Source organism: Candidatus Nomurabacteria bacterium, from assembly GCA_023898465.1.
Taxonomy (GTDB): domain Bacteria; phylum Patescibacteriota; class Patescibacteriia; order HK-STAS-PATE-3; family HK-STAS-PATE-3; genus HK-STAS-PATE-3.
The window spans coordinates 908,702-922,740 of sequence record CP060223.1; the positions used below are offsets into that span (position 1 = coordinate 908,702).

A 14,039-nucleotide genomic window follows, 5' to 3' on the forward strand; every position below is an offset into this window, starting at 1 on the left:
CTTATTCAGGAAGGGTACGGAAACTGCCGGAGTCTTGAGCATCACTCGGGAATACCCGCTGCTCTAAATCTTGCAGCTCTTCATCACTTAAATTTGCATTATTCGTATTAGCCGCTTGTGAGTTTGTGCCAAAGACGCGACTTACTTCGGACTTAATCCGATCATAGAGAGATTCATCACCGCCGCCGGTTCGACTTAAGTTCAATCCAATCAAAGCGACCCAGAGTACGGCGATAACGAGCGTGGCACCTGCTACAGAGACCCAAAGCTTTTTACTTGCATTCACTGTTGGAGCACTAGCCTGTAATGGCGCCTTTACTTCTGCTACTGAGCTAGGTGAGGTCTTCGCCTTGCTTGTTCGGGCACTTACTCGCTTACGGGTTGGAACAGTGCGTCGCGTTGGCATTATGATTGCACGATTACGACGCGAGTAGCATCTTGAGGAAGTTCCTTTGGCGTGATTTTCAATTTATCTACCTTCTCCGCATCTTGCGCACCGTATTCTTTCAAGAATGCATCAACCGGGTCCAGCTTCATTTTCACGCCTGGGGTTTTATACATCATTGGAATAATGATGCGTGGCTCGATTTCGCTGACCAAAGCGCTTGCCTTCTTTGCATCCAAGACATCATTTCCACCAACCGGCAAACAGAGGATGTCGACACCCTCTAAACGGTCAAGTTGATTTTCAGTCAAAACTGTTGAGAGATCACCGAGGTGAGCAATAGTTAACCCCTCTGCCTCAATAACATAAAGCGTGGTGCGTCGTTTCTTGTCACCGTTGTGTTGCACGCCATGGCCCCACACAAAAACATTCTTCACCTCGTACTCACCTGGACCAGTAATGCGGAAAGGATCGCCACCGCCAGCAGTAATATTCCCGTGCTCTGGTCGATCGCTCGTAGCTAATACTAAATCCGATGCAAAGCGGGGCGGTTTCAAACCGACCGAGGCATCATAGGGATCAATTAATATGCTCAGATCGCGGAGCACCAAGCGGAAGCAGGCGAGACCGTGCCAATAAATATGCATAGCAAAAGTTTCAGCTGAAAGACAAAATTACCCTACCACATTTAGTGCTAAAGGTAAAGCAATACTTTGCCTAAAAATTTAGTCGATCGGCAAGTCTGGTAAGGACTCCTCATCCCCTGAGGAGACCGGACTTACCAAGCTATCCCGGTGTAAGGGATCTGGAGCATCTTCCTCACCATCTTCAGGGTCCGTACTTGGCGCCTCGGTAGTACCTAGTCTCCCTGAGTCACCGAAATGCATGCGAGTATCTTGCTGAGGTACTGAGGGGGCGACGGTTTTTGGGGTCTCAGTTTTTGATGTGTCTTTATCAAAATCAACCAATATCTTGCGACGGCCAAGCATAGCCTCCTCTCGCTTCTCATCAAGCTGATCAAGAGTACTTTTGCCAATTTTTTCATCAATGCGTTGGGTTGGGCCGAGATTATTTTTCACACGGGTAATATATTTTTTCCGACGTGCCAGTCGATCTAGCCACGACTCTTCAGCCTTCTTTTCAGTCGGAGCTGTAGTAGAGCTAGCTTTTTCAATAAAAGCCTTTGGATATTCTCGAGCAGCCGAAGCGCTTAATCGCAGACTTTGGCCGGTTTTGTCTAATTTTAGCGTACGTCGAGGGCCAAAAGTTTGCTTCAGTGCTTTTACAAATTTTTCCCCTCGTTCAGCACTTATGGCGCCTTTACCACTGGCAACCGCCCGAAGTATTGCTCTAGGTCGGGCAATACCCTGCTTACGCAAAGCACTCTCCAACTCTGGATGCTGGAGGGCTTTTTGCAGGGTTTCCTTTGGTAAGCGTCCGCCACCTTGGCTCAATATCGAGCGTCCAAGGGCTTTTTGCAGATCTGCTCCTTGTATTTTTGCCATATTTTTTACCTACAATTACTATTATACACTTTTTTAATGTTTTTGTCAATATATATCCCTTTTTATACCTTTGAGACTTGCCAAAACAGAGGAGTCAGCGTACAATTGCGGGCACTGCCGAATTACTCTCCCCCGGTTTCGTAGAGGGCTACGATACGGCAGCCGGGACTTTCCGCCCTAGGCGTAAGGTTAAACAATATATGTAGTAAAGATGAACACGGTTACCAAATCTCCCGTGGATCTTCAATCGTCAGCAATGGCAAAATTGCTAGCTGAAGAAGACCAACAACCTCGATTACCAAAGGTTGGTGATTTAGTTGAAGGGAAAGTATTAAGCGTTTCCAAGAGCGAAGTACACTTGGATATTGATGGCATTACCACGGGCGTTGTCCGAGGTCGCGAATTATTCGACGAATCAGGTGATTCAGCGGATTTGAAAATTAGCGATCTTGCCCAAGCTACTATTCTCGAGCTTGAAAATGAAAACGGTGAAATGGAATTATCCTTCCGACACGCCGGACACCAAAAAGCCTGGAATGAATTAGAGGATCTCCAATCAAATGCGAAACCAATTGACGTACCAATCATTGAAGCCAATCGTGGTGGACTCATGGTCCGCGTCGGTCGCGTAGAAGGATTCTTGCCTGTCTCTCAACTTACTACCGAGCACTATCCTCGCGTAGAAGGTGGCGACAAAAATAAGATTCTTGAAAAACTACAAAGCTATGTCGGTAGCAGCTTCAAGGTAAAAGTAATTGACGTTGATGAAACTGACAGCAAGCTGATTGTTTCAGAAAAAGCAGCTTGGGAAGAGCAACATCAAGAAAAGCTTTCTCAGTACGAAGTTGGTCAAAGCGTCAAAGGTAAAGTTACCGGCGTAGTTGACTTCGGTGCTTTTGTAGAATTTGATTCTGGGCTCGAGGGTCTAGTCCACATTTCTGAAATGGCATGGCAGCGAGTTGACGACCCACACGACCTCGTCAAGGTTGGCGATGAAATTGAAGTGAAGATTATCGGCATTGAGGGAAATAAAATTTCTCTCTCCATGAAGCAACTCACTGAAGATCCTTGGATGCAGGCGGTTGAGAAATATAAGGTTGGCGATGTCGTGAAAGGAAAAGTAACAAAGCTCAATCCATTTGGCGCCTTTGTAGAACTGGATGAAGAGATTCATGGCTTAGCCCACATCTCTGAACTCTCTGAGAAAAATATCAGCCATCCGGGTGAAGTGTTGAAAGTTGACGAAAGCTACGACTTCAAAATTCTCTCCATCGAACCAAAGAGTCACCGCCTCGGTCTCTCCATTAAGGCTATTAATCAGCCGGATGAGCCAGCAGCAGAAGAGACAAAAGATGAAGAGGAAAAGAGCGTACCAAGTGACGAAAGCTCAGAAGAAAATACAGAGGAAGAAGTAGATAACGATTCATCAAAGGAACAATCCTAAGCCTATGCGTTCACTCTTCAAAAACTTCATCATCTTCGCGTTTATTTTCCTGGTTATTGCCGGGGTATTAAGCGTACTTAATAGTCCTCTTGGCTCTAGTCAAGAAGTGCCACTCAGTGATGCGCTGGCAAAAGTAAAAGCAGGTGAAGTAAAGGAAGTGGTGGTTGATGGAGCAAAACTGTCTCTGACACTGCAGGACGATCAGACCATTACCACGAAGAAAGAGGAAAGTGAATCATTCACCGAGCTCGCCCAGAACTATGGCATCACCACTGAGCAATTAGATGCAGTGAAACTCAGCGTGAAGGTTGATTCAACTTCCGTTTGGCTCACCCCACTTCTCACTTTCCTGGTTCCATTCCTACTCATTGGTGGATTCATTTGGTTCACCTTCCGACAAGTGCAAGGACAAAATAGTCGAGCGCTTTCTTTCGGACGGAGCAACCCTCGCCAGCAAGAACCACAAAAGCAAAGAAAGCGTGTGCTATTCAAGGACGTGGCTGGTGCCCAAGAATCCAAAGAAGAACTGAAAGAGGTGGTTGAATTCCTTAAGAGTCCGAAGAAGTTCCTGAGCCTAGGCGCGCGCATACCGCGTGGCGTCCTCCTCGTTGGCTCACCAGGAACAGGTAAGACACTACTCGCTAAAGCTATTGCTGGCGAGGCAGACGTACCCTTCTTCAACATCTCTGGATCGGAATTCGTTGAAATGTTTGTTGGTGTGGGAGCTTCTCGCGTACGTGATCTTTTCCGCCGAGCGAAGAAAAGCGCTCCTTGCATTATCTTCATTGATGAAATTGACGCAGTCGGACGCCAACGCGGTGCCGGCATTGGCGGCAGCCATGATGAGCGTGAACAGACCCTGAACCAAATCCTGGTGGAGATGGACGGCTTTGACACTGACACAAACGTGATTGTTATTGCCGCAACCAACCGACCTGACATTCTCGATCCAGCCTTGCTGCGCCCTGGTCGTTTTGACCGACGTGTTGTCATTGACCTGCCGGATCTGAACGATCGTGAGGCTATCTTAAAGGTACACGCGGATAAAAAGCCATTAGCTCCATCAGTAAACCTTCGCACCGTTGCTGAGCGCACCCCTGGTTTCTCTGGTGCTGATCTCGCAAACCTGTTGAATGAAGCGGCTATCCTGGCTGCGCGCGCCAATCGCAAAAGCGTAGAAATGGATGACTGTCTGCAGGCAATCGAAAAAGTTATCCTGGGACCCGAGCGACGAAGCCGTGTTATCTCAGACAAGGAAAAGAAGATTACCGCCTATCACGAAGGCGGACACGCTTTAGTCGGTCACGTGCTTCCAAATGTAGACCCAGTGCGCAAAATCTCAATCATTTCCCGAGGCATGGCTGGAGGCTACACATTAAAACTACCTTCTGAAGATAAACATTATCGCAGCAAGTCGGAATTCCTCGACGAGCTAGCTATGATGCTCGGTGGCTGGACAGCAGAACGACTGATCTTCCATGACATTACGACCGGCGCTTCTAATGACTTAAAGGAAGCGACCGCCCTAGCTCGTCGGATTGTGACGCAATACGGTATGAGTGACGCATTAGGACCACGCACCTTTGGTCAAAAAGAAGAAATGGTCTTCTTGGGCCGTGAAATCCACGAACGTCGTGATTACTCAGAAAAAATTGCCCAGCAAATCGACGAGGAAGTAAGCACAATCATCAAAGACGCGCAGCATCGAGCTGAAAAGATTCTCAATGAGCAGCGCGATATGCTCGAAAACATTGCTGCGTATCTCATCGCTCACGAGACTATTGAACAAGAAGAGTTTGAAAAGCTCGTTGGCGCAAAAGAAGCAGCTACCCCAACTGAACACAAGACTGCTGAAGAAACAGTACAGACATAGTTGCGACGCTTGGGGTAAAAGTGGTATACTCTCGATAGGGGAAAACAGAATTCATGCATTTCTATCGAGATATTCTCAAGCGCGCCTGGCAAGTAACCTACCGAAATCCATTCTTATGGTTCTTCGGGGTTTTTGCCGCACTCGCGGGTAACGGAGAGCAATACGACAGCTTCTTTGACAACGTGAGCTTTGTAGGAAACCTGCAGTTCAACATGGATCAACTGCGCGAAGCTCACATGGATGGTAAGCTAAATGAATTCTGGTCCAACTTTACCGTTTCCTTCGGTGATAATGTTGGCTCCATGCTTCTACTGCTTTTTGTAGCTCTGGTGATCCTCTTCCTTTTCTTCTGGCTCGTCACTATTAGCCAGGCTGCGCTTATTCGCAGTGCCCAAAACTCATCTGAGAATAAACCGATTGCCTTTCTCGATATTTTTGGAGCTGCTATTCACCGATTCTGGCCACTCTTCCGCCTCAACCTCATTGTCGTACTCTTTATCTACGGTCCGCTTGTGCTGCTTGGCTTACCAGCCCTGATTATTTATCTTGATTCTGGTAGCTTAGTTTGGTCAGTGGGACTTAGCCTGCTTGCCTTCCTTTTCCTTATTCCGATCGGCATCGTCCTCGCCTTCTTAACTAAGTTTGCCAGCGCCTACATAGTGCTTGAAGGACAATCCGCCCTCCAGGGTATTCGAAGTGCTCTTCAGCTCTTCCGAAAGAACTGGTTAGTGGCTGTTGAAACTGGTCTCCTCCTCCTCATCATCAACTTCATCTACGCTTTTGTTGCGGTGAGCATTATGACTATGCTGGGCTTCCCTCTCACCCAGGCTGGCGTGGTTGCCTTCACCGTAGTAATGATAATTCTGGGCTCAATCTACGCGGTATTCCGTTATACGACCTGGACTATGCTTTGGCGAGAACTAGTGAATGACAAAGGCACTGCTAAGCTTGTTCGCCTCTTTCAAAACAAGGAACAATAAGAAGGACTACGGAGCATACAGGCACAACGGGCTTCTTGCCCGTTTTTTAGACTTGGCGAAAGAGGTATTGCCTGCTAGAATCGAAACCGCTTTACTACATACATGCGCGCCTAGCTCAATGGTTAGAGCAGTCGGCTTATATCCGACCGGTTCCAGGTTCGAGCCCTGGGGCGCGCACCAGGCTTAAAATGAAAACGACCGTAGCGAATTGCTGCGGCCGTCTTAGTGTTCATTCCTCCTGCCTTGGTGGAGCAACGGGCTCATCTTCAAGGAAACGAGCTTCCGGAAAAGCCACCTCCAGGACACCTAAGAGATCCTTTGTAGACTGTCCTCTCTTAGGTCCAACATAGAACGCCTGCTCGGCAGTTTCACCATCAGACTCCACCCTCACTACCAAGCGAGGTTGAGTGCCCTTATGCACGCGCACACCAGCTGGATCCGACCCATTTACCCGATGTAAACCTCCCTCCCGACGTACAGCGAGATCAAGTCGACCAAGTTGAACACGAAAGTCATGGGCTTTCCTGCGGAGCTCCGGATGCGTACAAGTAGACGTAAGCGGCGCTTCATTTGGCCTGGGTAGATGCCCAAAGTCCACGTGCATGCTTCCTCTTCTACTTCCCATGGAATACCTCCATAACAAAAACTCAAAGAGCCGCCCTCAAAGTACCCTAGGAACATGTCATCGTCAAATGTGGCGTCCGCTTGACCAGAAGCCCTGTTCTCGCTACACTCTACGGCGTTATATGGGCGGTTAGCTCAGTTGGTTAGAGCGCTACCTCGACACGGTAGAGGTCAGAGGTTCGACTCCTCTACCGCCCACCACCATTAATGAGACCTGTCAGTCTACATAAAAGTAAACTGGCGGCCTTTTGCTTTTTTCACTAAGCGCAATACCTCATCCATGTCATCAGTGATGGTATATAACTGTGCGTCTTTTTTGCTAATTGCACCATCTTGCAACATTCGCTTGCGAATAAATGCATCAAGATCACACCAATACTCGCACCCAAAAAGAATGAGTGGGCGTTTATCAATCTTCCCATTCTGAATAAGAGTAGCAATGGTAAAAAACTCATCGAGTGTTCCAAAACCTCCTGGAAAAAATACATAGGCGCGCGATGAGGTAGACATCATAGTCTTACGCGAGAAGAAATAGTAAAACCCAATGCCCCGCTGCACCCACTTATTCATGCGTTGCTCGTACGGTAATTGAATGTTAAGACCAATCGATTCAGCCTTTACCTCGACAGCGCCCCGATTTGCAGCCTCCATAATACCTGGCCCGCCGCCGGTCACAATAGTATACCCAGCCTTACCTAACTTCTTAGCAAGCAAGCGTGCCTGCTTATATTCTTTTTCATTTTCTCCAGTTCGAGCTGAGCCAAAAATAGTCACGGGATGCTTCAACTCCGAGATAAATTCAAAGCCATCAATAAACTCGGACAGAATGCGAAAAATCCGCCAAGAAATATTATTTTTAAAATCAAAAGGTTGCACATGTCGCTCTGGCTTCGCCTTTGGACTGAGCTGGGAGGGATGAGTAATGTGCTCCTCTACTGTATTCATGTCTGTTTTTTTGCTTGGCATGGGTACTCAATGAAAAGATAAACTCCTTACAGCATAGCAGAGCCTGGCCTGAGCGTCACTGCCATAAGCATTGCTGTCTCGACGCTCATTTGCTAGGCTATAGCTATATGGCACCAATCGAATCAACCCAAGCAAAACTAGGCAGCGAATTACCCGATTTCAATCTCATCGGTACAGGCGGAGGTATGAATGCGCCTCGTGATTTCGCAGATTATAAAGTGTTGGTGGTTGCCTTTATTTGTAATCACTGTCCATACGCCAAGGCAGCTATTCCGCGCCTTATTAAGCTGCAAGAGGAATATCTAGAGAAGAGCGTCATGTTTGTCGGTATCAATGCCAATGATCCAAAGGAATACCCTGAGGATGACATGGAACACATGACAAAGTACGCCCAAGAATGGGGCATGAACTTCCCTTACCTGGTAGACGATACCCAGGAAGTTGCCAAGGCTTTTGGCGCGGTTTGCACTCCGGATATCTTCGTCTATGACCGTGACCGTAAGCTTGCCTACCATGGACGAATTGATGATAACTGGCAGGATGAGGAACAGGTAAGCACCTATGATCTCAAGGAAGCGTTGGAAGCACTGATTATTGGTGCGGATGTGAATCCAGAACAGCATCCATCCATGGGCTGCTCGATTAAGTGGAAGCAGTAGATAGGATTTCGCTAAGCTTACCAAGATAGTAAAGATGCAATCGAATATGAGTTTATTCGATATTTTGGAATTGGCATTCGTGCTACAATAGTGTGGCTATGACGCATTCAGTACTTAGCTCTCGACTTACTCAAGTTCCCATTCTTCCAGCACTTCGAAACCTGCAGAAGGCCTATGCATCTGCCGAGGTATATGTTGTTGGTGGAGCAATACGCGATGCCCTACTCAAACGAAAGGGTGGAGATATTGACTATCTTATTCGAAATGTTTCTTATGCAAATCTCGCGCGCCATTTGCAAAAGAGTGGCAGCGCTCAACTTGTTGGCAAACATTTTGGTGTTATCAAATATTCTCCACGTGGAACAAAAGAGATATACGATATTGCCCTGCCTCGCTTAGAGCACTCTTTGCACATGAGTGGGGCCTATCATGACTTTGCGGTGCAGTCAGATCCTAAACTCCCAGTTGCTGAGGATCTCAAGCGACGCGACTTCACTATTAACGCCATGGCCTGGAATATTCATAGCGGCGAATTTGTAGATCCAAGCAATGGTCTGGCTGACCTCGTCGCAAAAAAAATCCGGACTGTAGGTAACCCGAAGCAACGCTTCCAAGAAGACTACACTCGTCTACTTCGCGCTCTACGTTTTGCAGTTGAGCTAGATTTTCAAATTGAGGATTCTAGCTGGCGCATTTTGAAACAACTGATTGGTAACCTTAGTAACCGCGTACTCCCACGTGAAGCAATTGCGGCTGAGCTAGTAAAAATGTTTGCTCGAGCGCCCCTGGCTACGGTTGACGCACTAGAAAATTCGGGTGCGCTACGCGTGCTCATGCCTGAAGCGCATGAAATGAAACGAGTTGTCCAGCCCGTGCTTCATCATCGCGAAGGATCAGTCTGGCAGCATGCCCACCTCAGCTTAGAAGCGTACACACACCCTGAATTCCGTCGGCGTTTCCCTAAATTCAAACCTGATGCTGAGCTCTACTTCGCAACCTGGATGCACGACATTGCCAAATCCGTCACTATGAAGCATGTCGGTTCGCACAGCACAAAGCCGCACTACAAAAATCATGCTTCTGTAGGCGCGCATATGGCCGTCCGTATTGCTGAACGATTAAAGCTATCTTCAGCCGGTGGTCAAATTCTTCCACGCCGACTCGATTGGCTGTTGAGAAACCACCTTGTCCGCCTCAAAGTACATGAGCTAGATTTAGATGAAGTAGAACATCTTTTTTGCAACCCCAATCTACCAGGCGAAAAATTACTCGCTTTAAATTTTGCAGATGCCTGGGCATCAATTCCAGAAGAGGGCGGGCATGACCTCCGTGACCTTGATGCACTAATGAAAAAAATTGCTCTAGTAAAAAAACGTGGATTCAAAAAAGGTAAGCCGTATCACCTACTAAGCGGAAAAGACGTCATGAAAGGCATGCAAGTTTCTGCTGGACCTCAGGTCGGTAGTTTCCTCAGCCTGGTTCGCTATCAGCAACTAGAGGGCAAGTTGCTAAGTAAAGCGGCCGCGCTAAAATATCTTGCGCAATATTACCAATCAAAGCTAAAGAAATCCTCATGAACATTGCCGCTATAGAAAAAGATATCGAAGTAGACGCCGCACATGACGGGGCGCGTTTAGATCGCTTCCTGGTTGATCATATTGAGGGCATTTCACGCGCTGAGCTGCAACGTTGGATTAAGCAAGGTGAGGTTCGAGTGAATGGGAAAAATGCTATTCCTCATCAAGCGCTGAAAGTTTGCGATCGCATTCACATCGAGCACCAAGCATCCGAACAACACACGCCGGATGCTCTAGCTGCTATTCAAGTGCTAGCCGAAGAAAAAGATTTCCTCATCATCTCAAAACCTTCTGGCGTCCTCATGCACGCCACACCAAATTCGCACGAACAAACTTTAGCTGACTGGCTACTCGCGCACTACCCCGAGTTGCATGGTGTCGGCGAAGATCCTACACGACCTGGCATTGTGCATCGCCTTGATCGTGACGTATCCGGCCTCCTGCTCGTTGCCCGCACTCCAGACGCATTCATCTATTATAAAAATCTTTTTCAGGAACGGGCAATGGAAAAAGTATATATTGCCTTAGCTCACGGGAGCGTTGAAGAAGATGGAATGATTGAACTGCCCATCTCCCGTTCTCAATCAAACCGCCGGAGGATGGCAGCCCGAGCTGATGGTATAGGACGTCCGGCAATTACCGCCTATCATATTTTGAAGCGCTATCCTCATCTGACCTTACTTGAGGTGAAGCCAAAGACTGGACGCATGCATCAAATCCGCGTCCATCTCAATGCCATTGGCCACCCGATTGTGGGCGACCGTCTCTATGTAAAAAAGGCCAGCAAGGCCACCCAACTGCGACGACCCTTCCTCCATGCCCATAAACTAGCCTTTGTCGACCAAGAGGGCAAAGAAAGGGCCTATACTCTAGCAATACCCCAGGAATTACAGGAGTATCTGGATACGCTTGACGAGAAACACGAAAATAGCTAGACTGAGGGCCGATTTACATTTTCATTACTTTAGAAAAAACATGTCAGAAACACTAGCTCCGCTGCATGACAGCCTTCCTGAAGTGAAGTCAGGTCAGCAGGTCCGAGTCCATCAAAAAATCAGCGAGGGGGACAAGGAACGCAATCAGGTTTTTGAAGGCGTTGTCTTAAAGCGCAGTGGCGGCAAAGGCCCATCAGCCAGTATTACTGTTCGCAAAATTGGTGCTGGTGGCATTGGTGTAGAACGCATCTTCCCTCTTCATTCACCTGTCATCACCAAGGTTGAAGTAGTGGGTGAAGCAAAGACACGACGAGCAAATCTCAGCTATCTCCGTAAGCCTCGCGCCAAGCAGCTGAAGATGAAGTCAGTCAAATAAGTTCCTGCGCGGGTGGCGGAACCCCGAACCACGCAGGGTTCGGGAGTCCTGCACCTCACAAGGTGCAGGGTGGGAGTAAACATTATGTACTCTTACTATGTCATTCGTTTATATCCTGCTACTTAATAATCAAGAGCTCTACGTCGGATTTACTGCCGACCTTAATCGACGACTTGAAGAGCATCAACTAGGTAGGAGTGGTTACACAAGTAAGTACCTACCAGTAAAACTACTTTTTTATGAAGCCTTTACCAGCGAAGTGGATGCGCGGCGAAGAGAGAAATATTTAAAAACGAGTAAAGGTAAATCAACGATACGGATGATGCTCCGTACTACACTGCAGTAATATATCTGCGCGGGTGGCGGAATGGTATACGCGCTAGCTTGAGGTGCTAGTGGCCGCAAGGCCTTGGAGGTTCAAGTCCTCTCCCGCGCACCACGTGAAGCGTGGTGCTAAATAGCTGAGCAAAATTAGACATACCACCGTAGCAAAAGCTGCGTTGCTTTTAAATTGGATAGACTCTTCACTGCTTAAACTCAAATGGTCTTCTCAGATGAGTATTAGCAAAACACACACAAGAATTTGCCCTAGGAGAAGTCCTGCACCAACCTGACGACGACCATCAATAATCCGTGCAAATCCAAGTGCAAAGAAAACTATAAAACCGCCTGATACAAAAACTAAACTAGCAGGCGCTTGCATGAGCGCTATGTTCCATGCAAAAAACTGATAGAGAAAACTGAGAACGCAAAAAATTATTACTTTTTTCATAAAAGGAAATGGACATCGTATTTGTATATATTTAATCGCACGCCTAGCTCTTTTGTTTCATGAAAGCTCGCTGTATTAATTCCAAAATCATGCTACTATGCTAGCAAGTAATTTTACTCTACCTCTATGAAAAAAATTCTCGCTACCTTTTCATTCATACTTTTAGCCAGTCCATCCATTGCCTCAGCCCACACTGGCGTAGAACACACAGGGACTTTTTGGCATATTTTTCTCCACCTGCTTAGCGAACCAGATCACATCTTCATAATAGGATCTATCGTTATCCTGGGTTATGGCGTACTGCTTCATACGAAACCACAGAGGAGTTTATCTCGTGTTCCACGTGGAAGCATTGCTAAGTATTGACTTCCCTAGGCTAATCGCGTAATAATCAGGCCTGTCCCATGGGCGGTTAGCTCAGTTGGTTAGAGCGCCTCGTTTACACCGAGGAGGTCGGGGGTTCGACTCCCTCACCGCCCACCACACTTAGCGTGGCCGACCATACAAACCATGGCTAGTAATTGAGGACGCGCTCTATAGATGTAAGTAGTGACTTTTTGCTATACTCATCAGGTACTAACTCCTAACTTTTTATTTCATGAAAATATCTGTAATTGGCGCCACCGGCTACGTCGGTCTCGTCTCAGCAACCTGCCTTGCCGAAATTGGCCATACGGTAACTTGTTTTGGTAGAAACGCAGAAGCGATAAATAAATTACAGCGTGGCAATATTCCTATTTATGAACCCGGCTTGAACGAACTAGTCAAAAAGAATATAAAGGCAAAGCGTCTTCGCTTCACCACGAATTTTGATCTAGCAGTAAAAGAAAGTCTCGCAATCTTTATTGCCGTAGGAACACCTCCGCTACCAAACGGTAAAGCAGACCTACGCGCCGTATTTGAAGTTGCACAACGTATCGGGCAAAGCATGACCGACTATAAGGTTATTGTTGATAAAAGCACTGTGCCAGTTGGAACGGGCCAAGAGGTGAAGCACATTATTGCAAAGGAATACTCAGGAAGATTTGATGTTGCTTCATGTCCAGAATTTTTGCGCGAGGGTTCAGCTATTGAAGACTTCATGCATCCAGATCGAGTGGTTATTGGTACTGATTCTGAAAAAGCAAAAAGGGTTATGCTTGATATTTTCAAACCCCAGAAGACTACTAAGCTCACTACAAATATTGAAAGTGCCGAACTTATTAAGTATGCTTCCAATGCTTTCTTGGCCACCAAAATTTCATTTATCAATGAGATATCCAACCTTTGCGATTTAGTCCGGGCTGATGTTGAGGAAGTCGCTCGAGGTATGGGCCTAGATAAGCGTATTGGACAAAGTTTCTTAAAGGCTGGAGTGGGATACGGCGGCAGCTGTTTCCCTAAGGATGTGAGTGCCTTAAAAGAACTTGCGGGATCTAGTGGCTATGACTTTCAGTTACTTAAGGCTGTCATTGAGGTAAACAATACACAACGATCAGTCGTCATTGCAAAAGCAAAACAACTACTTGGTTCCTTGCGGAACAAACACATCGGCGTACTTGGACTGGCTTTTAAGCAAAATACTGATGATGTACGGGAGTCTGCTGCCATAGACATTATTAAACTGCTGCAAAAGGCTGGTGCAAAAATTACTGCTTTTGACCCAGTGGCTACAGAAAAAGCAAAAAGTAAGCTTACTCGCGTAAAGTATGCCAAGTCAGCCAAGGAAGCATGTAAGCAGACTGATCTCCTTGTCATTGTGACTGAGTGGCCTGAATTCGCTCAGCTTGATTGGAAAAAAATCCGTCCAACTATGAGACAAGCAAAAATTGTTGATGGACGTAACCTGCTTGATCCAATAAAGATGCGAGAGTTGGGGTATCAATATCTCAGCGTAGGTCGATAGTAAAAACCCTGCCACTTCACTCAAAGAGATAAAGAGACAGGGTTTCAACAGATCACAA

Annotated in this window: 16 protein-coding genes and 4 tRNA genes; 14 read left to right on the forward strand and 6 right to left on the reverse strand. The window is 46.9% G+C overall.

The window, feature by feature from the left end; all coding sequences use genetic code 11:
- Window position 1: 1 nt before the first annotated feature.
- From H6760_04475 to H6760_04485, 3 genes are all read right to left on the reverse strand, one after another.
- Complete coding sequence (locus H6760_04475) at window positions 2–406, reverse strand: hypothetical protein (GenBank protein USN53390.1); 405 nt, start codon at window positions 404–406, stop codon at window positions 2–4.
- Window positions 406–1,032, reverse strand: coding sequence for an MBL fold metallo-hydrolase (locus H6760_04480; GenBank protein ID USN53391.1), 627 nt, complete (start codon window positions 1,030–1,032; stop codon window positions 406–408). The genes H6760_04475 and H6760_04480 overlap by 1 nt, the downstream gene beginning before the upstream one ends.
- A gap of 78 nt (window positions 1,033–1,110) precedes the next feature.
- Window positions 1,111–1,890 (reverse strand): hypothetical protein, encoded by a 780-nt coding sequence (locus tag H6760_04485; protein USN53392.1) that lies wholly within the window; start codon window positions 1,888–1,890, stop codon window positions 1,111–1,113.
- Between the two features lie 256 nt (window positions 1,891–2,146).
- On the opposite strand from H6760_04485, the gene H6760_04490 reads away from it, so the two are divergent.
- The 4 genes from H6760_04490 (at window position 2,147) to H6760_04505 (ending at window position 6,367) form a co-directional block, all read left to right on the forward strand.
- On the forward strand, window positions 2,147–3,334 hold the full coding sequence (locus H6760_04490; protein ID USN53393.1) for a S1 RNA-binding domain-containing protein: 1,188 nt from the start codon (window positions 2,147–2,149) through the stop codon (window positions 3,332–3,334).
- 4 nt (window positions 3,335–3,338) lie between these two features.
- On the forward strand, window positions 3,339–5,207 hold the full coding sequence (locus H6760_04495; GenBank protein ID USN53394.1) for an ATP-dependent metallopeptidase FtsH/Yme1/Tma family protein: 1,869 nt from the start codon (window positions 3,339–3,341) through the stop codon (window positions 5,205–5,207).
- A 53-nt stretch (window positions 5,208–5,260) separates the two neighbouring features.
- Window positions 5,261–6,187, forward strand: coding sequence for a hypothetical protein (locus H6760_04500; protein USN53395.1), 927 nt, complete (start codon window positions 5,261–5,263; stop codon window positions 6,185–6,187).
- A gap of 104 nt (window positions 6,188–6,291) precedes the next feature.
- Window positions 6,292–6,367, forward strand: a tRNA-Ile gene (locus tag H6760_04505).
- A 49-nt stretch (window positions 6,368–6,416) separates the two neighbouring features.
- Here H6760_04505 and H6760_04510 read toward each other — a convergent pair.
- Window positions 6,417–6,791 (reverse strand): hypothetical protein, encoded by a 375-nt coding sequence (locus H6760_04510; protein ID USN53396.1) that lies wholly within the window; start codon window positions 6,789–6,791, stop codon window positions 6,417–6,419.
- A gap of 144 nt (window positions 6,792–6,935) precedes the next feature.
- Between H6760_04510 and H6760_04515 the strand changes: the two genes are divergently transcribed.
- Window positions 6,936–7,012, forward strand: a tRNA-Val gene (locus tag H6760_04515).
- Window positions 7,013–7,033: 21 nt separating this feature from the next.
- On the opposite strand, the gene H6760_04520 is transcribed toward H6760_04515, so the two are convergent.
- Window positions 7,034–7,777: a TIGR00730 family Rossman fold protein gene (locus H6760_04520; GenBank protein USN53397.1), complete on the reverse strand. Its 744-nt coding sequence runs from the start codon at window positions 7,775–7,777 to the stop codon at window positions 7,034–7,036.
- Between the two features lie 107 nt (window positions 7,778–7,884).
- On the opposite strand from H6760_04520, the gene H6760_04525 reads away from it, so the two are divergent.
- The 6 genes from H6760_04525 (at window position 7,885) to H6760_04550 (ending at window position 11,763) form a co-directional block, all read left to right on the forward strand.
- The gene (locus H6760_04525; protein ID USN53398.1) at window positions 7,885–8,436 is read left to right on the forward strand and encodes a thioredoxin family protein; all 552 of its coding nucleotides are present in this window, start codon (window positions 7,885–7,887) and stop codon (window positions 8,434–8,436) included.
- A 98-nt stretch (window positions 8,437–8,534) separates the two neighbouring features.
- Window positions 8,535–10,013 (forward strand): hypothetical protein, encoded by a 1,479-nt coding sequence (locus H6760_04530; GenBank protein ID USN53399.1) that lies wholly within the window; start codon window positions 8,535–8,537, stop codon window positions 10,011–10,013.
- On the forward strand, window positions 10,010–10,948 hold the full coding sequence (locus H6760_04535; GenBank protein USN53400.1) for an RluA family pseudouridine synthase: 939 nt from the start codon (window positions 10,010–10,012) through the stop codon (window positions 10,946–10,948). The genes H6760_04530 and H6760_04535 overlap by 4 nt, the downstream gene beginning before the upstream one ends.
- Window positions 10,949–10,988: 40 nt before the next feature.
- On the forward strand, window positions 10,989–11,324 hold the full coding sequence (rplS, locus tag H6760_04540) for a 50S ribosomal protein L19 (GenBank protein USN53401.1): 336 nt from the start codon (window positions 10,989–10,991) through the stop codon (window positions 11,322–11,324).
- 97 nt (window positions 11,325–11,421) lie between these two features.
- A complete protein-coding gene (locus H6760_04545) occupies window positions 11,422–11,670 on the forward strand; it encodes a GIY-YIG nuclease family protein (protein USN53402.1) in 249 nt (82 codons plus the stop codon).
- Window positions 11,671–11,677: 7 nt separating this feature from the next.
- Window positions 11,678–11,763: transfer RNA gene (locus tag H6760_04550), tRNA-Leu, on the forward strand.
- Between the two features lie 111 nt (window positions 11,764–11,874).
- Here the strand turns inward: H6760_04550 and H6760_04555 are convergent.
- Window positions 11,875–12,096: a hypothetical protein gene (locus H6760_04555; protein ID USN53403.1), complete on the reverse strand. Its 222-nt coding sequence runs from the start codon at window positions 12,094–12,096 to the stop codon at window positions 11,875–11,877.
- A gap of 126 nt (window positions 12,097–12,222) precedes the next feature.
- Here H6760_04555 and H6760_04560 point away from each other — a divergent pair, with 126 nt between their 5' ends.
- The 3 genes from H6760_04560 (at window position 12,223) to H6760_04570 (ending at window position 13,981) form a co-directional block, all read left to right on the forward strand.
- Window positions 12,223–12,462 (forward strand): hypothetical protein, encoded by a 240-nt coding sequence (locus H6760_04560; protein ID USN53404.1) that lies wholly within the window; start codon window positions 12,223–12,225, stop codon window positions 12,460–12,462.
- Between the two features lie 40 nt (window positions 12,463–12,502).
- Window positions 12,503–12,579 (forward strand) — tRNA-Val (locus H6760_04565).
- 115 nt (window positions 12,580–12,694) lie between these two features.
- Entirely contained in the window at window positions 12,695–13,981 is a 1,287-nt protein-coding gene (locus tag H6760_04570) for a UDP-glucose/GDP-mannose dehydrogenase family protein (protein USN53405.1), read from the forward strand.
- Window positions 13,982–14,039: the final 58 nt, after the last annotated feature.